This is a genomic window from Stenotrophomonas sp. YJH_SMC_6 (genome assembly GCF_059371335.1).
This window is the reverse complement of the sequence record NZ_JCAFUM010000015.1, coordinates 12152-35680: the sequence shown is the minus strand read 5'-3', so window position 1 is coordinate 35680 and position 23529 is coordinate 12152. Positions and strand designations below refer to the sequence as shown.

22 protein-coding genes are annotated in these 23529 nt (G+C 67.3%); 3 read left to right on the top strand and 19 right to left on the bottom strand.

Features of this window, described 5'->3' with window-relative positions; genetic code table 11:
* Window position 1: 1 nt before the first annotated feature.
* From pal to aspS, 15 genes are all read right to left on the bottom strand, one after another.
* Window positions 2-520 carry a peptidoglycan-associated lipoprotein Pal gene (gene pal, locus AC5P9N_RS17155; protein WP_005410748.1) on the bottom strand — a complete coding sequence of 173 codons (519 nt, stop codon included), beginning with the start codon at window positions 518-520 and terminating at the stop codon, window positions 2-4.
* Between the two features lie 64 nt (window positions 521-584).
* Window positions 585-1904, bottom strand: coding sequence for a Tol-Pal system beta propeller repeat protein TolB (tolB, locus tag AC5P9N_RS17150; protein ID WP_005418511.1), 1320 nt, complete (start codon window positions 1902-1904; stop codon window positions 585-587).
* 283 nt (window positions 1905-2187) lie between these two features.
* Window positions 2188-3243, bottom strand: coding sequence for a cell envelope integrity protein TolA (gene tolA / locus AC5P9N_RS17145; RefSeq protein WP_005410750.1), 1056 nt, complete (start codon window positions 3241-3243; stop codon window positions 2188-2190).
* On the bottom strand, window positions 3233-3661 hold the full coding sequence (gene tolR, locus AC5P9N_RS17140; RefSeq protein WP_005410751.1) for a protein TolR: 429 nt from the start codon (window positions 3659-3661) through the stop codon (window positions 3233-3235). Before tolR ends, tolA begins: the two co-directional genes overlap by 11 nt.
* A gap of 24 nt (window positions 3662-3685) precedes the next feature.
* Complete coding sequence (tolQ, locus tag AC5P9N_RS17135) at window positions 3686-4465, bottom strand: protein TolQ (RefSeq protein WP_005410752.1); 780 nt, start codon at window positions 4463-4465, stop codon at window positions 3686-3688.
* Window positions 4466-4475: 10 nt separating this feature from the next.
* The gene (gene ybgC, locus AC5P9N_RS17130; RefSeq protein WP_062605806.1) at window positions 4476-4907 is read right to left on the bottom strand and encodes a tol-pal system-associated acyl-CoA thioesterase; all 432 of its coding nucleotides are present in this window, start codon (window positions 4905-4907) and stop codon (window positions 4476-4478) included.
* Window positions 4897-5937, bottom strand: coding sequence for a Holliday junction branch migration DNA helicase RuvB (ruvB, locus tag AC5P9N_RS17125; protein WP_005410754.1), 1041 nt, complete (start codon window positions 5935-5937; stop codon window positions 4897-4899). Before ruvB ends, ybgC begins: the two co-directional genes overlap by 11 nt.
* A 522-nt stretch (window positions 5938-6459) precedes the next feature.
* Window positions 6460-8379: a potassium transporter Kup gene (locus AC5P9N_RS17120; RefSeq protein WP_005410755.1), complete on the bottom strand. Its 1920-nt coding sequence runs from the start codon at window positions 8377-8379 to the stop codon at window positions 6460-6462.
* A gap of 49 nt (window positions 8380-8428) precedes the next feature.
* Window positions 8429-9022, bottom strand: coding sequence for a Holliday junction branch migration protein RuvA (ruvA, locus tag AC5P9N_RS17115; protein WP_005410756.1), 594 nt, complete (start codon window positions 9020-9022; stop codon window positions 8429-8431).
* 13 nt (window positions 9023-9035) lie between these two features.
* Window positions 9036-9557, bottom strand: a complete 522-nt coding sequence (gene ruvC / locus AC5P9N_RS17110; protein ID WP_005410757.1) for a crossover junction endodeoxyribonuclease RuvC — start codon at window positions 9555-9557, stop codon at window positions 9036-9038.
* Window positions 9558-9662: 105 nt separating this feature from the next.
* On the bottom strand, window positions 9663-10394 hold the full coding sequence (locus AC5P9N_RS17105) for a YebC/PmpR family DNA-binding transcriptional regulator (protein ID WP_099484109.1): 732 nt from the start codon (window positions 10392-10394) through the stop codon (window positions 9663-9665).
* A gap of 184 nt (window positions 10395-10578) precedes the next feature.
* On the bottom strand, window positions 10579-11211 hold the full coding sequence (locus AC5P9N_RS17100) for an esterase/lipase family protein (RefSeq protein WP_043035110.1): 633 nt from the start codon (window positions 11209-11211) through the stop codon (window positions 10579-10581).
* A gap of 75 nt (window positions 11212-11286) precedes the next feature.
* Window positions 11287-11808, bottom strand: a complete 522-nt coding sequence (locus AC5P9N_RS17095; RefSeq protein ID WP_005410760.1) for a GNAT family N-acetyltransferase — start codon at window positions 11806-11808, stop codon at window positions 11287-11289.
* 31 nt (window positions 11809-11839) lie between these two features.
* Complete coding sequence (locus AC5P9N_RS17090; RefSeq protein ID WP_005410761.1) at window positions 11840-12157, bottom strand: hypothetical protein; 318 nt, start codon at window positions 12155-12157, stop codon at window positions 11840-11842.
* A gap of 16 nt (window positions 12158-12173) precedes the next feature.
* Window positions 12174-13925, bottom strand: coding sequence for an aspartate--tRNA ligase (gene aspS, locus AC5P9N_RS17085; RefSeq protein ID WP_043035111.1), 1752 nt, complete (start codon window positions 13923-13925; stop codon window positions 12174-12176).
* Window positions 13926-14083: 158 nt separating this feature from the next.
* Here aspS and AC5P9N_RS17080 point away from each other — a divergent pair, with 158 nt between their 5' ends.
* On the top strand, window positions 14084-14827 hold the full coding sequence (locus tag AC5P9N_RS17080; RefSeq protein WP_043035112.1) for a DUF3011 domain-containing protein: 744 nt from the start codon (window positions 14084-14086) through the stop codon (window positions 14825-14827).
* Between the two features lie 49 nt (window positions 14828-14876).
* On the opposite strand, the gene AC5P9N_RS17075 is transcribed toward AC5P9N_RS17080, so the two are convergent.
* The 3 genes from AC5P9N_RS17075 to blaL2 all read right to left on the bottom strand — a co-directional run bounded on the left by AC5P9N_RS17075 (window position 14877) and on the right by blaL2 (window position 17783).
* On the bottom strand, window positions 14877-15518 hold the full coding sequence (locus tag AC5P9N_RS17075) for a hypothetical protein (RefSeq protein ID WP_043035113.1): 642 nt from the start codon (window positions 15516-15518) through the stop codon (window positions 14877-14879).
* Window positions 15519-15571: 53 nt separating this feature from the next.
* Window positions 15572-16786, bottom strand: a complete 1215-nt coding sequence (locus tag AC5P9N_RS17070) for a cation:proton antiporter (protein WP_005410765.1) — start codon at window positions 16784-16786, stop codon at window positions 15572-15574.
* Between the two features lie 85 nt (window positions 16787-16871).
* Window positions 16872-17783, bottom strand: a complete 912-nt coding sequence (gene blaL2 / locus AC5P9N_RS17065; RefSeq protein WP_012481073.1) for a L2 family extended-spectrum class A beta-lactamase — start codon at window positions 17781-17783, stop codon at window positions 16872-16874.
* 175 nt (window positions 17784-17958) lie between these two features.
* Here blaL2 and ampR point away from each other — a divergent pair, with 175 nt between their 5' ends.
* The gene (gene ampR / locus AC5P9N_RS17060; RefSeq protein ID WP_005410767.1) at window positions 17959-18825 is read left to right on the top strand and encodes a LysR family transcriptional regulator AmpR; all 867 of its coding nucleotides are present in this window, start codon (window positions 17959-17961) and stop codon (window positions 18823-18825) included.
* Window positions 18826-18903: 78 nt separating this feature from the next.
* Here the strand turns inward: ampR and AC5P9N_RS17055 are convergent, their stop codons facing one another.
* On the bottom strand, window positions 18904-20769 hold the full coding sequence (locus AC5P9N_RS17055) for an ABC-F family ATP-binding cassette domain-containing protein (RefSeq protein WP_005414284.1): 1866 nt from the start codon (window positions 20767-20769) through the stop codon (window positions 18904-18906).
* Window positions 20770-21104: 335 nt separating this feature from the next.
* Between AC5P9N_RS17055 and AC5P9N_RS17050 the strand changes: the two genes are divergently transcribed.
* On the top strand, window positions 21105-23492 hold the full coding sequence (locus AC5P9N_RS17050; protein WP_043035114.1) for a TonB-dependent receptor plug domain-containing protein: 2388 nt from the start codon (window positions 21105-21107) through the stop codon (window positions 23490-23492).
* Window positions 23493-23529: the final 37 nt, after the last annotated feature.

Genomic DNA, 23529 nt, shown 5'->3' with positions numbered 1-23529 from the left:
ATTACTGCGCGGTGTAGACGATTTCGACGCGACGGTTCTGCGACCAGCAGGACTCGTTCGACTCGGTGCAGACCGGACGCTCTTCACCGTAGGAAACGACGGTCAGCTGCGAAGCCGAGCCACCGTTGGCCTGCAGGGCCGAGTTGACGCCGTTGCCACGACGCTCACCCAGGGCCTGGTTGTACGCGCGCGAACCGCGCTCGTCGGTGTGACCCTGCAGGGTGATGCGCGAGGACGGACGGTCACGCAGGTACTTGGCGTGGCACGCCATGATGGCCTGGAATTCCGGCTTCACGTCTTCCTTGTCCAGGTCGAAGTAGACAACGCGCTGGCGCAGGCAAGCGTCGGTATCCAGGTCGCCCGGGCCGTACAGGCCCGAGGTCGACGGACCGGTCGGGGTGGTGGTCGAGGTGCCGGTGTCGACCGGGGCTGCCGGCTCTTCCTTCACCTTCTTCGAGCAACCGGCCAGGACGGCCACAGACAGCAGGGAAACAAGCAGAACGCGGGTGGACTTGTTCATGGCGATACCTTTGTGGCTCCTAGGCCGATGAGGGGTTCAAGACAACGAAAATATTAACACTCTTTTAGCGCTGGGTACGGTATGGGGACCATGCCGGCTCGCGCACATCACCATCGGCCAGGACCAGGCGCTGGCGAACCCGCGCATCGGCCGAGACGGCATACAACACACCACGGCCACCTTCGCGGGCGGCGTACAACACCATGCTCGCGTTGGGCGCAAAGCTCGGCGATTCATCCAGCGAGCCCGGGGACAGCGTGCTCCAGCGCGGCGAACCCAGCGAGCTGTCCATCATCGCGATCTTGTAGCTGTTGCCCGAGCCCTGGGCGACGGCGATCTTCTTGCCGTCGTAGGACACCGAGGGCTTGGCATTGTAGTTGCCCTGGAAGGTCACGCGCTCGGCGCTGCCGCCGCCCGCGCCGACCTTGTAGACCTGCGGACGGCCGCCGCGGTCGGAGGTGAAGTACACCGCGCTACCGTCCGGCGCCCAGGTCGGCTCGGTATCGATGGCGAAGTGGTTGGTCAGCTGGGTCAGCTGCTTGCTGCCCAGGTCCATCACGTAGATTTCCGGGTTGCCCGAACGCGACAGGGTCAGGGCCAGCTTGCGGCCGTCCGGCGAGAACGCCGGGGCGCTGTTGATGCCGCGGAAGCTGGTGACGAGCTCACGCGCGCCGGTACCGATGTTCTGGATGTAGATGGCCGAATTGCCACGCTCGAAGCTGACGTAGGCCAGCTTGCTGCCATCCGGGCTCCACGACGGCGACAGCAGCGGCTCGGCCGAACGCACGATGGTCTGCGGATTGAAGCCATCGGAGTCGGCCACCATCAGCGCGTAGCGCATGGCGTCGCCCTTGCCGCTGGCGGTCACGTAGGCGATGCGGGTCCAGAAGGCGCCGCGCACACCGGTGATCTTTTCGTAGATGGCGTCGGCCATCTGGTGGGCAACGTCGCGCATGGCGTTGCCACGGGCGGTCATCGCCAGGCCCAGCAGGCGCTCGCCCTTGGGTACGTCGAACAGTTCGTACTCGACGCGGTAGGCGCCGGCACCGGCGTCGAGCACGCGGCCGACCACGATGTAGTTCTGCTTCAGCGCGCGCCAGGTGGCGAACTGGATGTCGCCGCCGCGCACCGGCTTCTCGACGATCTGCGCTTCGGGCAGCGTACGGAACTGGCCCGAACGCTCCAGGTCGGCACGGACCACGCCGGCGACGTCGGTCTGCGGTGCAGCCGACGACCCCTGGTAAGGCATCGGCACGATGGTGATCGGCAGCGCGGAAGCATTGCCGCCGATGATGTCGATATCCAGCCCCTTCTGCTGCGCGACGGCAGCAAAGGGCAGCAACAGGGCCGCAAACACGGCAAGCCAGCGAGGCATCTTTTTCATGGAGCGCTCAATAGGGGGAAACCGGAACGAGGGATAACAAAGCGGCAGTGAACCGCTTCGCAATCATGAACCAAGGGTACGTGAATTCCGGGTCAGTTCCAGCCCGTCCTCTCACGCACCGTTAACGTCGTGGCTAACATCGCGCCCATGTGCCCCGTCACGCCGCCCTGCGGGGCGGTGTCCGACAGCAGCCCACAGCCTGCCCGGCCGAGACCTGGCCTGCCAGAGGCAAGCGCGACATCCGTGGACGCGGGCAGCGGAGAGCCACCCTGCCCTGCCCGCCTCAGCGATCCTGGGCGGTGAAGGTGAAGTTGAGCGTGCGTGCGAACACCGACTCGAAGCCGCGGTACGGCAGCGGCTGCGCGTTGAGCACGGCGGCCTCGATCGAGCGCTTGCCGGCCTCGTCGTACGGGCAGTTCGGGCTGACCTTGGCCTGCATCACCGTACCACCCGGAATCTGGGTGATGGTGATCTGGCAGCGCTGGCCCAACGGCACCGTATCCGGGCGCACCCACTGCGACAGCACCTTGGCCTGGATGGCGGCTGCGTACTTGGCCGAAAGGTCGTCGCTGTTGCCACCGCCACCGGCGGCCGGCTGCGAGGCACCACTGGAACCGGCAGCGGCACTGCCGGCGGCATTGCGCGCGGCGGCCACCTGGCGCAGCTTCTGCTCGGCCAGCTTGGCTTCCTTCTCGGCCTGCTCGCGGCGGGCACGGATCTCGGCGATCTTCTTCTGCTTCTCGGCCTCGGCCTTGTCAGCGGCCACGCGCTCCTGCTCGGCCTGCTTCTTCTTCTCGTCCGCTTCCTGCTGCTTGGCCAGGCGCAGCTTCTGCTCGGCTTCTTCCTGGCGCTTGCGTTCGGTCAGGTCGATCTGTTCCTGTCGGCGCTTGGCTTCCTGTTCCTGCTTGGCCTTCTCCTGGGAGATGGCCAGCGCACTCACCGCTTCCTGGTCCTTGGTATCCGGCTGCGCGACACGCTCCTGCGCCTGTTGCTGCTGCGGCGTGGGCGCGTCCTGCGGGCGCGGTTCCGGGATCGGCTGCGGCGGCGGAATGGTGTCTTCCGGCACCGGGATGGGCTCGGCCACCGGCGGCGGCAGGTCTTCCAGCTTTTCCGACTGGCGCAGGGCCTGGCGCGCAGCGGAAGCCTCCGACGCGGACAGCGCCAGGCTGGCCTCGACCGACGGATCACCGGCGGCGGCGTCGGTGTTGCGCTCGGGCGACCAGAACCAGGCCACGATGAAGACCAGCGCGACCAGCAGGTGCACCAGCAACGCCAATGCCAGGGGCAGGCCCCAGCCGGGTTCGCGCTGATGCGGGGGTGGCAGGGCGTCAGCGTGCATCGGTGGCCAGGCCTACCTTGTCTACCTTGGCGCGCTTGATCACATCCATCGCGGCGATGACCTTTTCATAGGCCACGGCACGGTCGGCGGCGACGATCACGCGCACGCCCTTGTCCTGGGCGGCGATGCCGGCCAGGCGGCCTTCCAGTTCCTCGGCCGACACGGCGGTCGGTTCCTTGGCATCGGGCAGCTTCAGGCTGAGCTGGCCGTCCTGCCGCACCGAGACGATCACCGGGTCCTGCTTGCTCTCCAGCGCCTTGGCGTTGGACTGCGGCAGGTCGACGTCGAAGCTCAGGGTGAGCAGCGGCGCGGTGACCATGAAGATGATCAGCAGCACCAGCATGACGTCGATGTAGGGAACGACGTTGATTTCCGATTTCAGCTTGCGGCGCTTGCGGCGACCGATGGCAGCGGACATGGCTTGGACTCCCGGGTCAGGCGCTTACTCGTCGCCAGCGCTCTGGCGCTGCAGGATGGAGCTGAACTCTTCGGCAAAGGTCTCGAACCGCACCGACATGCGCTCAACGCGCGTGGTGAAGCGGTTGTAGGCCCACACCGCCGGGATCGCCACGAACAGGCCGATGGCGGTAGCGAACAGTGCCTCGGAGATGCCCGGCGCGACGGCGGCGATGCCAGCCTGCGCACCACTGCTGATCATGTCGTGCATGGTCACCATGATGCCGAACACGGTGCCGACCAGGCCCACGTACGGCGCGGTCGAACCGATGTTGGCCAGCAGTTCCAGGTTGCGCTCGAGCTGGTCCACTTCGCGGGTATAGGTGGTGCGCATCGCACGCTGCGCGCCTTCCAGCTGGGCGCGGCCATCCAGGCGGCGCTTGTCACGCAGGCGGGTGTATTCGCGGAACCCTGCTTCGAAGATGGCTTCCAGGCCGGTCACGCTGCGGCTGCGGTCGGTGGCCGCGCTGTACAGCTTGCCCAGGTCCGCGCCGGACCAGAAGCGGTTCTCGAACTCGTCGGCTTCGCGGGTGGCCTGCTTGAACACGCGGGCCTTGCGGAAAATGATCACCCAGCTGACGAACGAGCCGACCAGCAGCAGCAGCACGATGATCTTCACCGGCAGGCTTGCCTTGGCCATCAGTTCGAGGTAGTTGATGCCGCCGCCGGTGGTGGCCTGGGCAAGGGTCTGTGTCGCGGCGTTGCTGACGTCGGCCGGCAGTGCCTCGGTGACCGTGGCCTGCAGGGCCAGGAGCGTTGCGATCATCCGTTGTTCCTCAGTGTTCGGATTCGGGGTGGAGGTGGGGTTGCAGCACGGCAAGGACGGCCTCGTCCATGCCACGCGGGCGGAAACTGGCCGCGTCCAGTGCGGCGATGCGGACCTGGGCCGACAGCAGCAATTCGCCGTCGCGCAGGATCTGCTGGTCGAAGACCATGCTGGCCTTCTTCAGCTGGACCAAACGGGCGCTCACCTGCAGGGTGTCATCCAGCCGTGCCGGCCTGATGAAATCCATCTGCATCGAGCGCACCGCGAAGACCATCCCGTGCTCGGCGCGCATGCGCTCCTGGCCGTAGCCGAGCGAACGCATCCATTCGGTCCGGGCCCGTTCCATGAAGGCCACGTAGCGGGCGTGGTAGACCACGCCGCCAGCGTCGGTATCTTCCCAGTAAATGCGTGTCGGCCAACTGAATAGTGGCTCAACCGACATCGGGAACCTCCGCGAACAGGTCCTGCGGCGGGTTCTTCGGCTTCAGACCCATGTGCCGGTAGGCCTTGTGGGTGGCCATGCGGCCACGCGCGGTACGCACCAGGAAGCCCTGCTGGATCAGGTACGGCTCGACCACGTCTTCCAGGGTGCCACGCTCTTCGGACAGCGCCGCGGCCAGCGATTCGATGCCGACCGGGCCTCCGTCGAAGTAGTCCACCATCGTTTTCAGCAGGCGCCGGTCAAGCTCGTCGAAGCCTTCCGGGTCGACCTTGAGCATCTTCATCGCGGCCTGGGCCACGGGCTCGTCGATGTGGCCACCGGCCTTGACCTGCGCATAGTCGCGCACGCGTCGGAGCAGGCGGTTGGCGATACGCGGGGTACCACGCGCGCGGCGCGCGATCTCCCCTGCCCCATCGGCGGTGCAGTCGATGCCGAGGATGCTGGCGGAGCGGCGCACGATACGGGTCAGTTCCTCGACGCTGTAGAACTCCAGGCGCTGGACGATGCCGAAGCGGTCGCGCAGCGGCGCGGTCAGCAGGCCGGCGCGGGTGGTGGCGCCGATCAGGGTGAACGGCGGCAGGTCGATCTTGATCGAGCGGGCGGCGGGGCCCTCGCCGATCATGATGTCGATCTGGAAATCTTCCATCGCCGGGTACAGCACTTCCTCGACCACCGGCGACAGGCGATGGATCTCGTCGATGAACAGCACGTCGTGCGGCTGCAGGTTGGTCAGCAGCGCAGCCAGGTCGCCGGCCTTTTCGATCACCGGGCCGGAGGTCACGCGCAGGGCCACGCCCAGTTCGTTGGCAATGACATGGCTGAGGGTGGTCTTGCCCAGGCCCGGCGGCCCGAAGATCAGTACGTGGTCGAGCGCGTCGCCACGCCCCTTGGCCGCCTGGATGTAGATTTCCATCTGCTCGCGCACCGGCACCTGGCCGAGGTAGTCGGCAAGGCGCTTGGGGCGGATGCTGGCGTCGGCGGCGTCATCCTCGCGGGTGGCGCCGGCGCCGATGATGCGGTCGTCGGTCATGTGCTGATTATGCGGCAAAAGTGCGGGTTTCGGGCGGGCTGCGCCCGGCGCCCGCAGAGGCAACTGCAACAGCAACTGCCGGAGCAACAGCCAAAGCTGGCTTCCTGGGGGATGGCGGGGTGGGTCCGGTTGCGGGGGACGCTGCAAGTACGTCCATGTAAGCTCGGTCGCCGCATCCATGCGGCTCACGCCCCCGCAACCGGACCCACCCCGCCTTCGACAGTTTCCTGCGATCTGTCTGGATGGCGTGGCCTGTGCCTGCTCTTGTGGGTGTCGACCTTGGTCGACACGGCAGATCCACGCCATGCGTGGATGGAACAGAGGGGGAGAGTTGGCTCAGCTTCTGGCGCGCGGTGCCTCCGCAAGCGGAGCCCCCTTGTTGTTCAAGGGGGCGCGCCGATAGGCGGGGGGATAAGGTGGAATGCGCGGAACGCCGGCGCCAACGGCGCCTGCGTTTCAAGGGGGCGCGCCGATAGGCGGGGGATGAGGTGGAATGCGTGTGGGGCGTAGCGCAGGCGGAGATTAAATCTCCACCTGCGCGCCGAGTTCGACCAGGCGGTTGCCCGGAATCCGGAAGAAGCCGGTCGCGGGCGCGGCATTCCGATGCATCAGCGCGAACAGCTTGTCGCGCCAGATCGGCATGCCGCGGTTGGCGGTGGCCACAATGGTTTCGCGGCTGGCGAAGAAGGTGGTGTCCATCGGGTCGAAGTAGATGCCACCGTGGTCACACGAGCGCATCAGCGCCAGCGGTACGTCCGGGGTTTCCATGAAACCGAAGCGCACATAGACCCGGTAGAACTCGTCGCCCACCGACTCGATCTTCAGCCGCTGCCCTTCCATCGCATAGGGAATGGGCAGGGTTTCCACGTGCAGGAACACGTTGCGCTCGTGCAGCACCTTGTTGTGCTTGAGGTTGTGCATCAGCGCGTGCGGGGCCACGGTCGGGTCGGCGGTGAGGAACACCGCGGTGCCCGGTACGCGTACCGGCGGTGCCAGCATCAGGCCCGGCAGGAAGGTGTCCAGGCGGATGCCGTCCTTGCGGATCTCATCACGCAGCAGCTCGCGGCCACGCCGCCAGGTGCGCATCATGGTGAACAGGAAGATGCCCAGCACCACCGGGAACCAGGCGCCCTGCAGCAGCTTGGCGCCGTTGGCGATGACGAAGCCGAGGTCGATGATGAAGAACACCACGCACAGCGGCAGCAGCCAGCCACGCGACTTCGGCCACAGCGAACGTGCCACCACGGCCAGCAGCAGGGTGTCGATCAGCATCGTGGCCGACACCGAGATGCCGTAGGCCACGGCCAGGTTGGACGAGCTGCGGAACGCCAGCACCAGGCCGAACACCATCACCGCGATGCCCCAGTTGATGCCCGGGATGTAGATCTGGCCGATGGTGTCGTGCGAGGTGTGCTTGATGCGCATGCGCGGGATGTAGCCCAGCTGCATGGCCTGGCGCGAGACCGAGAACGCGCCGGTGATGACCGACTGCGAGGCGATCACCGCCGCCATGGTGGCCAGGATGATCATCGGGTACAGCGCCCACGAGGGCACCGCCTCGAAGAACGGGTTCTTCAGGGCCTCGGGGTGGTTGAGCACCAGTGCGCCCTGCCCCAGGTAGTTCAGCACCAGGCACGGCAGCACGAAGAAGTACCAGGCGTGGCGGATCGGGCGCAGGCCGAAGTGGCCCATGTCCGCATACAGCGCTTCGCCGCCGGTCACCGCCAGCACCACTGCACCGAGAATGAAGATGCCGTGCCAGCCGTGCTCCATGAAGAAGCGGATGCCCCACCACGGGTTGAAGGCCTTCAGCACCTCGGGCGCATCGACAATGTTGTAGATGCCGATCGCCGCCAGCGATACGAACCAGATCGCCATGATCGGGCCGAACGCCTTGCCGATCTTCTCGGTACCGAAGCGTTGCGCGGCGAACACTGCCAGCAGCACCACCAGGGTGACCGGCACGATGAAGACATGCAGTCCGGGCGCGGCCACCTCCAGGCCTTCGACCGCACTGAGCACGGACATGGCCGGGGTGATCACGCCGTCGCCGAAGAACAGCGAGGCGCCGAAGATGCCGAGGATGCCCACCACATAAGCCGAGCGCGAGCCGTTGCGCAGCGTGCGCTGGGTCAACGCCATCAGCGCCATGATGCCGCCCTCGCCATCATTGTCGGCGCGCATGATGATGGTGACGTACTTCAGCGTCACCACCAGGTTCAGCGCCCAGAACGCCAGCGACAGCACGCCCAGCACGGTATCGTGGTCGCTGTTGAGCCCGTAGTGCGGCGAGAACGCCTCCTTCAGGGTGTACAGCGGGCTGGTACCGATATCGCCGAAGACCACGCCGATCGCACCGATGACCAGCGCCAGTCCTCCAGCGGAGGGGGCGTGGCCATGGCCGCCGGGGGCGGCTGCGTGCGGGGTTTGACTGCTGGACATGGGACTCCTGGCGAAGCTCAGGCGGTTTGTTGAAGGAAAGGAAGGCGGATCAACGCAGCGCCGACTGCAGCGCCTTGCGGATCACGGTGGCCACTTCGTCGCCTTCATTGAAGGCATCACGGGCCATGCGCGCGGCTTCGGCCGGCTTGTAGCCCAGCTGCTGCAGGGCCACGGTGGCGTCGGACAGCGGATCGGCCGGGGCCGGGCCGCTGCCGGTGGGCAGCGCGCCGCCGGCACCGAACTGGGCCGCGCGGTCACGCAGCTCCAGCACCATGCGCTCGGCGGTCTTCTTGCCGATGCCCGGAATGCGGGTCAGCGCGGTGATGTCACCGGCCTGGACCATGCGCGCGAACTCCTCGACGGTGACGCCGGACAGCACGGCCAGCGCGATCTTCGCGCCGATGCCGCTGACCTTCTGCACGTCGCGGAACAGGCGCCGCTCGCCCTCGCGCAGGAAGCCGTACAGCGAGACGCTGTCTTCCTTCTGCGAGTAGTGGGTATACAGGGTGACCTCGCGGCCGAGCTCGGGCAGGTCGTAGAAGGTGCTCATCGGCGCCTCCAGTTCGTAGCCCACTCCGTTCACGTCCACCACCAGCCACGGCGGCGCCTTGTAGGCGACGATGCCGCGCAGTCGACCGATCATTGCGTGCAGCTCCTCATTTGCGGCCCCATGCCTGGCGGGCACTGAGCCCCAGGCGGTTGGCCGTCGCCCTTACGTGGGCATGGGTGATCGCCACCGCCAACGCGTCGGCCGCGTCGGCCTGCAGCTTGATTTTCAGGTTGAGCATGAGCCCGACCATGTGTTGAACCTGTTGCTTTTCGGCGCCACCGCGCCCGACGACCGCCAGCTTGATCTCGCTGGCAGCATATTCGTGCACCGGCAGGTCGCGCAGCACCACCGCCGAGATCGCCGCGCCACGGGCCTGGCCCAGCTTCAATGCCGAATCGGGGTTGCGGGCCATGAACACGCGTTCGATGGCCACTTCCTGCGGCTCATACTCGCGGCACAGGTCGGCCAGGCCCAGCACCAGCAGCTTCATGCGCTGCGGGAAGTCGTCAGCGCCCAGCAGCACCAGCGGCTGGTGGTGCACGTAGCTGACGCGGCCGGTGGCATCGACATCAATGATGCCGACCCCGGTCCGCTGCGAACCGGGGTCGATGCCGAGGATGCGGGTCATGCTGCACTCCTGGCGGGGCGGAACGGGATGCGCTGGCAGGCGTATGGGCTCATGACTGTCCGCGGTGACCATTCAACGGCCCGCGCCCAGGCCGTCGAAGACGGCTCAGGCGTAGGCGTCGGCGCCGAGTTCGGCGTTGGAGTACACGTCCTGCACGTCGTCCAGGTCTTCCAGCATGTCCAGCAGCTTCTTGACCTGCAGGGCGACGTCGCCTTCGACCTTGATGTCGTTGTCGGCGCGGAAGGTGATCTCGGCATGGTCGGCGACATGGCCCGCAGCGGTCATGGCATCCTTGACCGCGTTGAACGCGTCAGGACTGGTGACCACATCGATCGAGCCGTCGTCCGGATAGACCACGATGTCATCGGCGCCGGCCTCGATGGCCGCCTCGGTGATGGCTTCCTCGTCGGCGCCCGGGGCGAAGCTGAGCACGCCCAAGCGCTTGAACATGAAGGCCACCGAGCCTTCGGTGCCCATGTTGCCGCCGCACTTGCTGAACGCATGGCGGACATCGGCCACGGTGCGCACGCGGTTGTCGGTCAGGCAGTCGACGATCACGGCCACGCCACCCGGGGCGTAGCCCTCGTAGCGGATTTCCTCGTAATCGACGCCTTCCAGTTCACCGGTGGCCTTCTTGATGGCGCGTTCGATCACGTCCTTGGACATGTTCACGGACAGGCCCTTGTCCATCGCCACGCGCAGGCGCGGGTTGTTGTTGGGGTCGCCTCCACCGCCGCGCGCGGCAACGCCGATCTCGCGGATGATCTTGGTGAAAATCTTGCCGCGCTTCGCGTCGGACGCGTTCTTGCGGGCTTCGATGGAGGGGCCTCTACCCATGGGTGCTACCGTCTGGCTGCTTCAGGATCAAGGCGCGGATTCTACCTGATCGGGGGCGGCAACCGTGTCTAGGGCGGAGATGCCGTCGCGCATGGCCCGGCGAAGAGCGTGCGAACCAACGGTTCGCACCCACCAAGGCAGGACGGTCCGCACCCACCGAGCCAAGGCGGTCGCCCCTACCAGATTACGCGGCGGCGGCGTCGCGGCTGTGGTCAAACTGGCCGTGGCGCAGGAAATGCGCGGTCTGCCGCGCGGCATCCGGCGACACGACCAGGCCGCTGTGGCTGGTGCGCACCACGCAATGATCGGCCAGGCCCGGCAGGCGGGTCTCGGCCAGGGCCACGGTGCCATCGGAGGCGTCGTCCATCGCGCCCAGCAGGCTGCCCAGCCCATGCGGCACTGAGCCGGCGATCAGCCCAACCTCGGCCTTGCCCTGCCAGTCCGGCAGGCCATCCAGCAGCAGCTCGCTGCTGCGGCCCAGCGCCAGGCCCCAGCCATGATCGGACAACGAGCGCGCGGTGCCACTGCCGCGCAGCGGCGAGCCCAGGCAGACCACGCGCTGCACCGGCAGCTGCGGATTGCGCCGCAGCGCTTCCAGCGCCAGCAGTCCGCCCAGGCTGTGGCCGACCAGCGACAGTGGGCCGGCATCGGCCAGCCGCTCCAGCAGCTGCGGCACGGCCACGTCCGGGCCACCGAACACCGAGGAATAACCAAACGCGTGCACCTGGAAGCCGCGCGCGCGCAGGCGCCAGGCCAGCGGCCCGACCCAGGCGCGGGCATTCCAGATGCCATGCAACAGCAATACGGGGGGAGTCATGCAAACAGCCTGGCGGTCAGCGGGGCAGGAACGTACGGTGATTGAACACGCGCGCGCAGCAAGCGGCAGTGAACATCAGGCCGCGCGCGGTGCGCGGCGCAGGATGAATTCGAGATCGTTCGTGTCGCCCACCGGGAACAGGTATTCGCCGGCCTTCTCGAACCCGTAGCGGGCATAGAAGCGCTGTGCGCCGAAGTTCTCCGACCACACGCCCAACCACAGGGTGCGCGGGCCCTCGTGTTCCAGCCAGGCCAGCGCGGTTTCCAGCAGGCGGCTGCCCCAGCCGCAGCTTTGCTGCGTCTTGATCAGGTACAGGCGCTTGAGTTCGCCGTCACCGGGCTTCACGTCCGGGTGCGGCAGGCCACAGGGGCCGGCAGCGGCATGGCCGACCGCCTCCCCGTCCAGCTCCAGCAGCCACACCGCGTAATCCGGGTGGGCCAGGATCACGCGCTGGCGCTCGACCGTGTAGGCCTCCTCAAGGAAGGCCTGCAGGTCCTGCGGCGGATACAGATGGCCGAAGGTTTCGGTGAACGTGCGGGCGGCCAGCGCCGACAGGGTCGGCGCGTCGTCCACGGTGGCGCGGCGGATGGAATACATGCAGCAAGTTGACGTCAGCGCGAAGGGGCGGTCAAGCCTTTTCCGACGATTCCGCTTCTTCGTCTTCCTCGTCCTCTTCCTCGTATTCCTCTTCGTCCTCGTCTTCTTCGCCTTCCTCGTCCTCGTCGTACTCTTCCTCTTCGTCGTCCTCGTAATCTTCGACGCCGAAGTCTTCTCCATCCCAACGGCCTTCGCCGTCGGCGACGAAGGTCAGGGCCATCGCGGCCGGGTTGGTACCGACGCGGACCAGCCAACCGCCGAACACGCGTGCACGCTCGGTGACCAGGTTGGCCTCGGAGCCTTCATTGCCCAGCTTTTCCCACTCCAGCGAAAACGCAAACTCGGTCATTGCCTGGATCTCCTGATCAGTTGGTCTTGGGGCGAACCTGGATGTGCACTTCGGCCAGCTGCGCGTCGACGATCGGCGACGGCGCGTCGGTCATCAGATCCTGTGCACCAGTGGTCTTCGGGAACGGGATGACGTCGCGGATCGACTCGGTGCCGGCCATCAGCGCGGCGATGCGGTCGATGCCGAAGGCGATGCCGCCGTGCGGCGGCGCGCCGTAGTTCAGCGCGTCGAGCAGGAAGCCGAACTTGGCACGGGCTTCTTCGGCACCGATGCCCAGCAGCTCGAACACCGCGCTCTGCATGTCCGGACGGTGGATACGGATCGAACCGCCACCGATCTCATTGCCGTTGAGCACCATGTCGTAGCCGCGCGAAACGGCGGTACGGGCATTGGCGCGCAGGTCGGCGATGTCGTCCACGGCCGGTGCGGTGAAGGGGTGATGCAGGGCGACGTAGCGCTGTTCTTCCTCGTCCCACTCGAACATCGGGAAGTCGGTGACCCACAGCGGCGCCCAGCCGTCGGCGACCATGCCGAAGTCCTTGCCGGCCTTCAGGCGCAGCGCGCCCATGAAGTCGGAGACCTTGTTGTAGCCGCCGGCACCGAAGAACACGATATCGCCGTTGCCGGCGCCGACGTGGGCGACCAGCGCGGCGAACGACGCTTCGCTGAAGAACTTCTGGATCGGCGAGCTGATTTCGCCGTTGTCGGCGATCTTGATGTAGGCCAGGCCCTTGGCGCCGTACTTGGCGGCATGCGCGGCGTATTCGTCGATCTGCTTGCGCGACAGCGACGCACCGCCCGGGATGCGCAGCGCGGCAACGCGGCCCTCGGCATCATTGGCCGGGCCGGTGAACACCGGGAACTCGCTGTCCTTGACCAGTTCGGCCACGTCCACCAGCTCCAGCGCGATGCGCAGGTCCGGCTTGTCCGAGCCGTAGCGGCGCATGGCCTCGGCCCAGGTCATGCGCGGGAAGCTGGCGTCCAGCTGCACGTCCACCACTTCCTTGAAGATGGCGCGGATCATGTCCTCGACGAAATCCTGCACGTCGCGCTCGCGGACGAAGGCGAATTCCATGTCCAGCTGGGTGAACTCCAGCTGGCGATCGGCACGCAGGGCCTCGTCGCGGAAGCAGCGCGCGATCTGGTAGTAGCGGTCGAAGCCGGCCACCATCAGGATCTGCTTGAACAGCTGCGGGCTCTGCGGCAGTGCGTAGAACTCGCCTGGGTGCATGCGCGCCGGCACCAGGAAGTCGCGTGCGCCTTCCGGGGTGGCCTTGGTCAGGATCGGGGTTTCGATGTCCTGGAAGCCCTTTTCGTCCAGGTGGCGGCGCAGCGCCTGCACCAGCTTGATGCGGGTGCGCTGCATGCGCTGCATTTCCGGGCGGCGCAGGTCCAGGTAGCGGTACTTCAGGCGGGTTTCCTCGCCCGGGTTCTCGTGGGCGTGGAACGGCAGCGGCGCAGCCTTGTTCAGCACGGTGATGGCGGTGGCGATCACTTCCACCTTGCCGGTGCGCATCTTGTCGTTCACCGCGTGGCGGGCACGCACGACGCCTTCCACCTGCAGCACATCCTCGTAGCCCAACGACGCGGCCACCGCGAACACTTCGGCATTGTCGACCTCCACCGTCACCTGCACGATGCCTTCATGATCGCGGAGATCGATGAAGCAGACGCCGCCCTGGTTACGGGCCACGTCGGTCCAGCCGGCGAGGGTGACAGTCTGGCCAATCAGGGTCTCGTCGACCAGGCCGCAGAAGTGGGTACGCATGGGGGGAAGCTCCGCTGGAGAACGCCGGCACCGGATGGGGGCCGGAAAGCCTCGTATTCTGCGGCCGAGGCCCCGGCTGGGGCAAATCCGGCCAGTCACACCGGCTTGATCGTCCCCCTCCCTATAGTCGGGCACCTGCCACCGTATGGGATGCCGACATGAAACCGCTGTCCCTGGCCAGCCTGGCCGTGACCCTCAGCCTGGGTGCGCTGGGCACCCTTGCCCTGCCCGCCCCGTCCGCCTCTGCGCAGAACGGGGTGATCCGCTGCGAAAGCCAGAGCAACCGCGAACGGGTCTGCAACACCGGCTGGCGCGGCGCGCAGCTGGTCCGTCAGTTGTCTGGCAGCCCCTGCGAGGAAGGGCGCTCCTGGGGCAGCCGCAATGGCAGCATCTGGGTCACCAATGGTTGCCGCGCCGAGTTCGTCGAGGCCCGTGGTGGCTGGGGCGGCGGCAATGGCGGTGGCTGGGGAGGCAACAACGGTCGGCCCGGCGAGACCATCCGCTGCGAAAGCCAGAACAACCGCGAGCGCAGCTGCCCGGTCGGCTGGCGCAATGCCCGCCTGGTCCGCCAGTTGTCCGGCAGCCCTTGCGACGAAGGCCGCACCTGGGGCGTGCGCAACGGCGCGGTGTGGGTCAGCAGCGGCTGCCGCGCGGAGTTCGCCGAAGCCCGCGGCTGGGGCGGTGGTGGCGGTGGCTGGGGAGGCGGCAACAGCAACTATTCGATCACCTGCAGCAGCAACAACAACCGCTCGCAGACCTGCGACTGGGACGAGCGCCAGGGCCGGCCGGTGCTGCAGCAGCAGCTGTCGGGCAGCGCCTGCCAGGAAGGCCGCAGCTGGGGCTATTCGCGTGGCCAGGTGTGGGTGAGCAACGGCTGCCGGGCGCGCTTCGGCACGCGATGAGTGCAGGGTTGGGGTCAGAGCCCTCCGCAGGAGGGATCCGACCCCGGGATCACGGCGCGGGTGCTGTGTCGTCGCCCCACGGTGCAGGCGGCAGGTCGACCGGCTTGCTCAGGTCGAACTGCACGCGGAAGCGGCGGCCATCCGGGCGCGTCAGTTCGTAGACGAACGTCTGGTCCGGATCGATCTCCATCGCCCAGGTGTTGTGCGTGGAAGCCAGCATGTCGGCACGGCGGAACATCGCCACCGAATCGGCATCGGCCGGGAACTGCTGGCGCTCGGCGGTGCCCGGCGGCGTGCTGTCGCCACCGTACAGGGTGATCGCGTCGGGGCTGCCGTCTTCGTGGCGATGGTCGTGCTTCAGCCGCAGCCCGTTCGGCGTGCGGGTCAGCACCCAGGTCCGCGAGTGGTCATCACCGACATGGAACGGGATGCGCAGCTCGTGCGCCGGGTCGGCGCAGCCGCGCACATGCATGACCAGGCGCTGCCCGGCGAACGGATCCTTGGAGGTCGGTGCAGGCGTGTCCTCCACCACCTTGCCGACGTAGGCCTGGCCGCAATGTGCGGCGACGGCGGCCATGAACGCATCGGCCGGTGCGGTCGCCAGGTCATGAGCGACTGTATCGGAGCGCTGCGTGCACGCAGCGAGGCTGAGCAGGAGGGCGGCGGTAGTGGCAACGGCAATCGGTCTCATGCCCCAACCCTAACGGCCATGGACGATGGGCGCAAACCGCGCGCCAGTCCCGCTCAGCGCTCGGCAGACGGTGCTGCCGGCAGTGCTTCGGTCGCCGCCACCGGTGCGGCCTCGCCCTCGCCGGCCGGCTCCTGCTCCACCGGATCAACGTCAAACGGTGTACGGAACACCAGCGACGGCAGCAGCGTGGTCAGCGCCGCGTACAGCAGCAGCGCACCGAACAGCACCGCCGGAATCTGGAAGCGCTCACGCATGATCGCCGCCAGCACCAGGGTGAAGATCAGCGTCGGTGCCAGCGCCAGCGAGACCCGCAAGCTGCTGCGGAAGCTCTCGCCGAACATCACCCGGCGCTGCAGCCAGACCACGCCGATGCGCAGCGGCAGCACCACCAGGGTGATCACGATGCCCAGCCCCAGCGCCTCGAAGCTCAGCGCTTCGGCGGGCACCTTGGTGCCGGCGTTGAAGAAGTAGAACGGCACGAAGAACGAGGCGAACAGGCGCAGCGCGTGCAGGTTCTCGTGCGAGGCCAGCAGCGGCATGCGCTGGTGCAGCAGGCGCGCGACCAGGCCGGCGATGAACGCGCCAACCAGGTAGTACACGCCCAGCAGGTAGGTGATGTAGGCCGCCACCATGCCGACCATCACCAGCAGCGAGAATTCCGAGCCCGGCGCGTGCGGTGCCACCCAGCGGCCCAGCGCGATGAACAGCAGCGGCAGGCCGATCATCATCGCCAGCAGTGCCAGGCTGGACAACGCCATGTGCCCTGGATCACCGGCCTGCAGCACGATGAACAACGCCGCCAGCGCCAGCAGTTCACCGGCGATGGCCTTGCTGGTCACCCAGAACCGCTCGTCTTCGCTGAGGCCCAGCCGCGACAGCGAGTCCATGATGAAGCCCGTGGACGGCGTCAGCAGCGCCAGCGCCAGCAGGCCGGCGGCCTGCCACGGCAGCCCCGCATAACGCCAGGCCAGCCAGCCCACGCCGAACAGCGTGCCGGTACGGATCACCAGGTGCGCCAGCAGCGGCCACATGCCACGGCGCAGCGCCTGCAGGTCCACTTCCAGGCCGGCGAACAGGAACAGCGAGGAAATGCCCAGCGTGGCCAGCAGGCCGATCACCGCATCATGGGCCTGGTCGCCCAGCCAGAGCATGCCGATGATGCCGAACAGCAGGCAGGTCAGCGGCGCGGGCAGGCTGAAACGCTGCAGCGCGCGCGGGATCACCAGCAGCGCGAAGATCAGCAGCAGGTAGATCAGTTCATGGCTCATGGGGGACTTCCGTGTGGTTCGAACGCGCGCAGGATGCGCGCGCCGAACCGATCCGGCAAGCCACGTTTGAATGACCCCGGTTACCTCATCCGATCAACCGGTCGGCAATCCGCCCCACCTGTGCCAGCACGCTAGCGCGTTGCTCGTAGCTGATCGCACCTGCCTGCAGATAAGCCGTCAACACCCACGGGGCGCCCCCGGCTACGGGCCACAGCACGGCGATGTCGTTGCGCGCGTCTTCACCATTGCTGCCGGTCTTGTCACCCACGCGCCAGCGCTTGCCCAGGCCCGCGCGCAGGCAGGCGTCGCCGGTTTCGTTGTCGATCAGCCAGTCGGCCAGCTGCTGCCGCGAAGCCGGTTGCAGTACCTCGCCCAACACCACGCGCTGCAGGGTCGCGGCCATCGCCGCCGGCGTGGTGGTGTCGCGCGGGTCGCCCTTGGCAAAGCTGTTCAGCTCCGGCTCCAGGCGGTCACTGCGGCTCACCGTGTCGCCGCTGGCGCGCAGGAACGCGGTCACTGCGGGCGGGCCACCGACCACGCCGAACAGCAGGTTGGCGGCGGTGTTGTCGCTGGTGATGATCGTGGCACGGCACAGATCGCGCACGGTCATGTCCTTGCCGGCGTGGCGGCGGGTGACCGGTGCATGCGAGAGCAGATCGGCCTCGCCCACCGGCACGCGCCTGTCCAGCAATGCCGGCATGCGTTCGGCCTGGCTGAGCACGGTGGCCGCCAGCATGCTCTTGAAGGTGCTGCACATCGGGAAGCGCTCGTCCTGGCGATGACCGATGCGGCGACCGCTGGCAGTGTCCAGCAGGGTCACGCCGAGGCGTCCGGCGCAGGCCTTTTCCAGCGCGGCGAAATCACTGGCGGCGGTGATGGCGGCATCGGTGGGTGCGTTGGCGGTGGCCTTGCCCGCTGCACGTGCCAGCAGCGGCAAGGCAAGCGAGGAAGCCACGGCGGCAGCACTGAACTGCAGGAATCGGCGACGGGCGAGCATGCGGGTTCTCCTGGGGGACTGCTCGATTATTGAAGCCTTGATCGGGGGCGACCAGCGCAAAAAATCTGCGAGAGACATTAGTTCAATTAATGCCTGACGCATTCAACCCCTTAATTTTCCGAAATGTCTCGTTGAAGCGTTAGGATCATCCATCATTCCAGCTCACGACTGCGCGATGTTGCACCCTACCCTGCCACTGAACGCGCTGCGCGCCTTCGAGGCCGCCGCCCGCCACCAGAACTTCACCCGTGCCGCGCTGGAGCTGTGTGTCAGCCAGGCCGCACTGAGCCACCAGATCCGTGGGCTGGAGGACCGGCTCGGCATCCGCCTGTTCCATCGCCTCCCGCGCGGCGTGGCGCTCACCGATGAAGGCGCGGCCCTGTATCCGGTGCTCAACGAATCGTTCGAGCGCATCTCCGCCAGCATCGCGCGTTACACCGGCGGACCTGCGCGTGAAGTGCTGACCCTGGGCGTGGTCGGCACCTTCGCCACCGGCTGGCTGCTGCCACGGTTGGCCGCGTTCGAGGCAGCGCACCCGGACATCGAGCTGCGCCTGCAGACCCACAACAACCGCATCGACCTGGCCGGAGAAGGGCTGGACCTGGCGATCCGCTTTGGTGATGGCGACTGGCAGGGCCAGGCGTGCACGGCGATCCTCGACGCGCCGTTTGCACCGCTGTGCGCACCGGCGCTGGCGCGGCGCCTGAAACAGCCACGCGACCTGGGCACGCTGCCGCTGCTTCGTTCCTACCGCAGCGACGAATGGCCGCGCTGGCTGCAGGCGGCCGGGGTCAGCGGCGTGGAAGCGCGCGGGCCGGTATTCGATTCCTCGTTGACGGTCGCGATGGCGGCCGCCGGTGGCGCCGGTGTGGCCTTGCTGCCGCTGCGCATGTTCGAGCAGGAACTGGCCGAGGGTCGCCTGCTGCAGCCGTTCAGCACCACGCTGGAGCTGGGGCGCTACTGGCTGACGCGGCTGCGATCGCGTGCCGAACGTGAGCCGGCCAGGCGCTTTCGCGAATGGCTGCAGGCACAGGGCGGGTAGGCAGTGCCGGCCGCTGGCCGGCAATCCCTTGATCGTTGTGGGCGCATCGCGCTGCCGGCCAGCGGCCGGCACTACCGGTCAGGACTCGAGCAGTTCCATCCAGGCGGCTTCGGCCTTTTCCAGCTGCGCGGCGGCGGTTTCGCGATCGCGGCCAAGCACGGCCATGCGCGTGGCATCGGCGTAGTTGGCCGGGTCGGCCAGCTGGCGGTCCAGCTCGGCCAGGGCACCTTCCAGCTCGGCCACCTTGGCTTCAGCGGCGGCCAGCTTGTGCGGGTTCACCGGCTTCTTCTGCACCACCTGCGCCACCGGGGCGGTCTTGACCACCACCGGCTCTTCCACCTGTTCCATGCGCGCCTTGGTGCCCTGCGCCTGCGGGCGGGTACGCAGCCACGCGGCGTAGGCATCCAGGTCGCCATCGAACGGCTCGACCACGCCATCGGCCACGCGCCAGTAGGTATCGCAGACCAGGCCGATCAGATGGCGGTCGTGCGAGACCATCACGATCGCGCCTTCGAAGGTGGCCAATGCTTCGGCCAGCGCTTCGCGCATTTCCAGGTCAAGGTGGTTGGTCGGTTCGTCCAGCAGCAGCACGTTCGGCTGCTGCCAGGCGATCAGCGCCAGCGCCAGGCGTGCGCGCTCGCCACCGGAGAAGCCATCGACCGGCTCGAACGCGCGGTCACCCGGGAAGTTCCACTTGCCGAGGAAGTCGCGGAACGACTGGTTCGGTGCGTCCGGGGCGATCTCGCGGAAGTGCTCCATCGGCGACTGGCCTTCGTGCAGCGACTCCACCGTGTGCTGGGCGAAGTAGCCGATCTTCAGGTCCGGGTGCGCCATGCGCTCGCCGACGATCGGCGCCAGCTCGCCCACCAGGGTCTTCACCAGGGTGGTCTTGCCGGCACCGTTCGGGCCGAGCAGGCCAATGCGCTGGCCCGCTTCCAGACCAAAGCCGACGTTGTGCAGGATCACTGCATCCTTGCCGTAGCCGGCCTCGACATGGTTCAGGCGGATCAGCGAGAACGGCAGCTTGGCCGGCGGCGCGAACTCGATGCGGAACTCGCGCTCGGCGCGCACTGCTTCGGTGCCGGCCAGCTTGGCCAGGCGCTTCATGCGGCTCTGCGCCTGCGCGGCCTTGCTGGCCTGTGCCTTGAAGCGGTCGATGAAGCTCTGCAGGTGGGCGCGCTCGGCCTGTTCCTTCTCGTGCGCGATCTGCTGCTGGCGCAGCTGTTCGGCGCGCTGGCGCTCGAAATCGGTATAACCGCCCGGGTAGAGCTTGGCGCCGCCGCCGTGCAGGTGCAGGGTGTGGGTGGCCACGTTGTCGAGGAACTCGCGGTCATGCGAGATCAACAGCAGGGTGCCGGGGTACTTCAGCAGCCACTGCTCCAGCCAGTACACCGCGTCCAGGTCCAGGTGGTTGGTCGGTTCGTCCAGCAGCAACAGGTCGCTGGGCATCATCAGCGCGCGGGCCAGGTTCAGGCGTACGCGCCAGCCGCCGGAGAACGAGGACACCGCGCGGTGGTGGGTCTCGGCCGGGAAACCGAGGCCGTGCAGCAGCTTGCCGGCGCGCGCTTCGGCGTCGTAGGCCCCCATCTCGGCCATCTTCGTGTGCGCGTTGGCCACCGCCTCCCAATCTTCGCGCGCGGTTGCTTCAGCCTCTTCAGCCAGCACCGCAGCCACATCGGTATCCCCGCCCAGCACAAAGCTCAGCGCCGGGTCCGGCAGCGACGGGGTTTCCTGGGCCACGCTGGCGATACGGACCTTGCCGGGCAGGTCGACGTCACCCTTGTCGGCCTCCAGCTCGCCCTTCACCGCCGCGAACAGGCTGGACTTGCCAGCACCGTTGCGGCCGACCACGCCCACCCGGTAACCGGCGTGCAGGGTCAGGTCGACATTGGACAACAGCAGCCGCTCGCCGCGGCGCAAGGCGAAATTACGAAGGGAGATCATCGGGGGAGGGGTCCATATAACCGGATGGAATGTGCTGGTGAGCACTGTTCCTGCGACGTAATTCTAGCGTTAACGAATACTTGACGCGCCCCGGGATGCGCGGCGGCAGGCCAACTCTCTCCCTCGTCGGCCCCGCGCAGCCCCCGGGCCCCACCTCCCGCCGCTGCCCTCTGCCGCTAAATGGTTGCTGCTGCAACGTTTTTTCCTGTTGCAACCATTTGACAGGCACTGAATATCCCGTTAATTCCTGCCTTGCGCACCGCAACAACCGCCGTCCGCCTCACCCCCGTGATGTCGATTCCGGTGCCACCCCCGCCAACCGGAGCCCCATCCCGATGACCCGCAAGACCAGCCTGATCGCCGCCGCCGTCGCTGTCGCACTCGGTGGCTCTCCGTTCGTTGCCGCTGCCCAGCAGGCCGGCACCGCCGCCAACACCCTGGACACGGTGATCGTCACCGGCACCCGCGTGGCCGACCGCACCGTCGCCGAATCGCAGTCGCCGATCGACATCATCACCCCTGAAGTGCTGCAGTCCACCGGCACCGGTGAACTGGCCACCGCACTGTCACGCGCCCTGCCCTCGCTGAACTTCCCGCGCCCGGCCTTGACCGACGGCACCAGTGGCGTGCGCCCGGCGCAGCTGCGCGGCCTGTCGCCGGACCAGGTGCTGGTGCTGGTCAACGGCAAGCGCCGCCATACCTCGGCGATGATCAACGTCAACGGCAGCATCGGCCGTGGCTCGTCGGCGGTGGACATCAATGCGATCCCGATCGCCGCCATCGAGCGCGTGGAAGTGCTGCGCGACGGTGCGTCGGCACAGTACGGCTCGGACGCCATTGCAGGCGTCATCAACATCGTGCTCAAGGGCAGCGGCCGTGGCGGCAGCCTGGCCGTGGACTACGGCCAGTACTCGGCCGGTGACGGCAACAAGTACCAGCTCTCCGGCGATACCGGCGTCGAGTTCGGCAACGGCCGTGGTCGCGTGCACGTGGCTGGCCAGATCAGCCAGCAGGACGAGAGCAACCGCGCCGGCCCGTACCGCGGCACCACCCCGAACACCGGCAACTTCCCCAGCATCGGCCAGAAGACCTTCATCGTCGGCGACCCGCGCGTGGATGCCACCGCCGCGTCGGCCAACGCCAGCTTCGACTTCAGCGACCACGTGACCGGCTACGCCAGCGCGCTGCTCAGCAACCGCGACATCACCTCGTTCGCGTTCTACCGTTCGCGCAACCACAGCGGGCAGAGCGCGCTGCTGGCACAGACCTACCCCGACGGCTTCGTGCCGGAGATCAACCAGTATTCGAAGGACCGCTCGCTGGTGGCCGGGGTCAAGGGCAACACCGACAACGGCTGGACCTGGGACCTGAGCCTGAACCACGGTGAGAACACCCTCGACTTCCACACCCGCAACAGCATCAACTACAGCCTCGGCGCAACCAGCCCGCGCTCGTTCTATGACGGCACGCTGAAGTACCAGCAGGACATCTTCAATGCCGACCTGACCAAGTCGCTGGACTGGGGCCTGGCCTACCCGGTCACGCTGTCCTTCGGTGGTGAGTACCGCAAGGAAAAGTGGGACCAGAACCCGGGCGAACTGAACTCGTACACCGGCAGCGGCGCGCAGGGCTTCGCGGGCTTCACCCCGACCAATGAAGTGCATGCCGACCGCCACAACTACGCGGTCTATGCTGGCCTGGAAGCGGACCTGACCGAGAAGTTCTCGGCCGGCATCACCGGCCGCTACGAGGACTACTCGGACTTCGGCGACCGCTTCTCCGGCAAGCTGTCGGCGCGCTATGCATTCACCGACAAGGTCGCGCTGCGGGCCACCGCCTCCAGTGGCTTCCGTGCACCGTCGCTGGCGCAGCAGGGCTACCAGGCGGTCACCAGCCAGTTCCTCAATGGCGTGTTCGTCGAGCGCGGTACCTTCCCGACCACCAGCCCGGCCGCACAGGCGCTGGGCGCCTCGCCGCTGAAGGCCGAAACCTCCACCTCCTACAGCCTGGGCCTGGTGCTGCAGCCGGTCGACCGCCTGTACATCACCGTCGACGCCTACCAGATCGACATCGATGACCGCATCGCATTGTCGTCCAGCATCACCACCAACGCGGCCACCAGCGCGCTGCTGGGCACCCTGGGCCTGCCGCAGGTGACCGCGTTCTCCTACTTCACCAACGGCCTGGATACGCGCACCCGTGGCGTCGACTTCGTGTCCAGCTATACGGTGCCGTTCAACGCCAGCAGCCTGGAGCTGACCGCTGCATACAGCTACAACGACACCGAAGTGCGCCGCGTTGGCGGCACCCCGGCGGTGTTCGGAACGCTGGGCCTGACCCAGTCGCTGATCGGTCGCGACGAAATTGGCCGCATCGAGGACAGCTACCCGCGCGACAAGGCGATCCTGAGCGGCACCTGGCGTTCGGACCACTGGGAACTGGGCCTGGCCGCCACCCGCTACGGCAAATTCACCGTGCGCAACTCGGCCACCGCGCTGCGTGACCAGACCTACGGCGACGCCTGGGTGGTGGATGCCTCGGCCAGCTACAAGCCGAGCAGCAACTGGACCCTGACCGTGGGCGCCGACAACCTGCTGGACAAGTACCCGGACCGCACCGAAGACCTGCAGAACTCGACCTTCGGCATGCTGCCGTACAGCAACTACTCGCCGTTCGGCTTCAACGGCGCGTATGTGTACGGGCGGATCAAGTACACCTGGTAAGCGGTAACGGGCGTGCCGGGCCCTGCCCGGCGCCGCT

Bases quoted from the DNA above. Each gene is read 5' to 3' on its own strand.
- pal (WP_005410748.1), bottom strand. From the start codon at position 520: ATGAACAAGTCCACCCGCGTTCTGCTTGTTTCCCTGCTGTCTGTGGCC.
- tolB (WP_005418511.1), bottom strand. From the start codon at position 1,904: ATGAAAAAGATGCCTCGCTGGCTTGCCGTGTTTGCGGCCCTGTTGCTG.
- tolA (WP_005410750.1), bottom strand. From the start codon at position 3,243: ATGCACGCTGACGCCCTGCCACCCCCGCATCAGCGCGAACCCGGCTGG.
- tolR (WP_005410751.1), bottom strand. From the start codon at position 3,661: ATGTCCGCTGCCATCGGTCGCCGCAAGCGCCGCAAGCTGAAATCGGAA.
- tolQ (WP_005410752.1), bottom strand. From the start codon at position 4,465: ATGATCGCAACGCTCCTGGCCCTGCAGGCCACGGTCACCGAGGCACTG.
- ybgC (WP_062605806.1), bottom strand. From the start codon at position 4,907: ATGTCGGTTGAGCCACTATTCAGTTGGCCGACACGCATTTACTGGGAA.
- ruvB (WP_005410754.1), bottom strand. From the start codon at position 5,937: ATGACCGACGACCGCATCATCGGCGCCGGCGCCACCCGCGAGGATGAC.
- AC5P9N_RS17120 (WP_005410755.1), bottom strand. From the start codon at position 8,379: ATGTCCAGCAGTCAAACCCCGCACGCAGCCGCCCCCGGCGGCCATGGC.
- ruvA (WP_005410756.1), bottom strand. From the start codon at position 9,022: ATGATCGGTCGACTGCGCGGCATCGTCGCCTACAAGGCGCCGCCGTGG.
- ruvC (WP_005410757.1), bottom strand. From the start codon at position 9,557: ATGACCCGCATCCTCGGCATCGACCCCGGTTCGCAGCGGACCGGGGTC.
- AC5P9N_RS17105 (WP_099484109.1), bottom strand. From the start codon at position 10,394: ATGGGTAGAGGCCCCTCCATCGAAGCCCGCAAGAACGCGTCCGACGCG.
- AC5P9N_RS17100 (WP_043035110.1), bottom strand. From the start codon at position 11,211: ATGACTCCCCCCGTATTGCTGTTGCATGGCATCTGGAATGCCCGCGCC.
- AC5P9N_RS17095 (WP_005410760.1), bottom strand. From the start codon at position 11,808: ATGTATTCCATCCGCCGCGCCACCGTGGACGACGCGCCGACCCTGTCG.
- AC5P9N_RS17090 (WP_005410761.1), bottom strand. From the start codon at position 12,157: ATGACCGAGTTTGCGTTTTCGCTGGAGTGGGAAAAGCTGGGCAATGAA.
- aspS (WP_043035111.1), bottom strand. From the start codon at position 13,925: ATGCGTACCCACTTCTGCGGCCTGGTCGACGAGACCCTGATTGGCCAG.
- AC5P9N_RS17080 (WP_043035112.1), top strand. From the start codon at position 14,084: ATGAAACCGCTGTCCCTGGCCAGCCTGGCCGTGACCCTCAGCCTGGGT.
- AC5P9N_RS17075 (WP_043035113.1), bottom strand. From the start codon at position 15,518: ATGAGACCGATTGCCGTTGCCACTACCGCCGCCCTCCTGCTCAGCCTC.
- AC5P9N_RS17070 (WP_005410765.1), bottom strand. From the start codon at position 16,786: ATGAGCCATGAACTGATCTACCTGCTGCTGATCTTCGCGCTGCTGGTG.
- blaL2 (WP_012481073.1), bottom strand. From the start codon at position 17,783: ATGCTCGCCCGTCGCCGATTCCTGCAGTTCAGTGCTGCCGCCGTGGCT.
- ampR (WP_005410767.1), top strand. From the start codon at position 17,959: ATGTTGCACCCTACCCTGCCACTGAACGCGCTGCGCGCCTTCGAGGCC.
- AC5P9N_RS17055 (WP_005414284.1), bottom strand. From the start codon at position 20,769: ATGATCTCCCTTCGTAATTTCGCCTTGCGCCGCGGCGAGCGGCTGCTG.
- AC5P9N_RS17050 (WP_043035114.1), top strand. From the start codon at position 21,105: ATGACCCGCAAGACCAGCCTGATCGCCGCCGCCGTCGCTGTCGCACTC.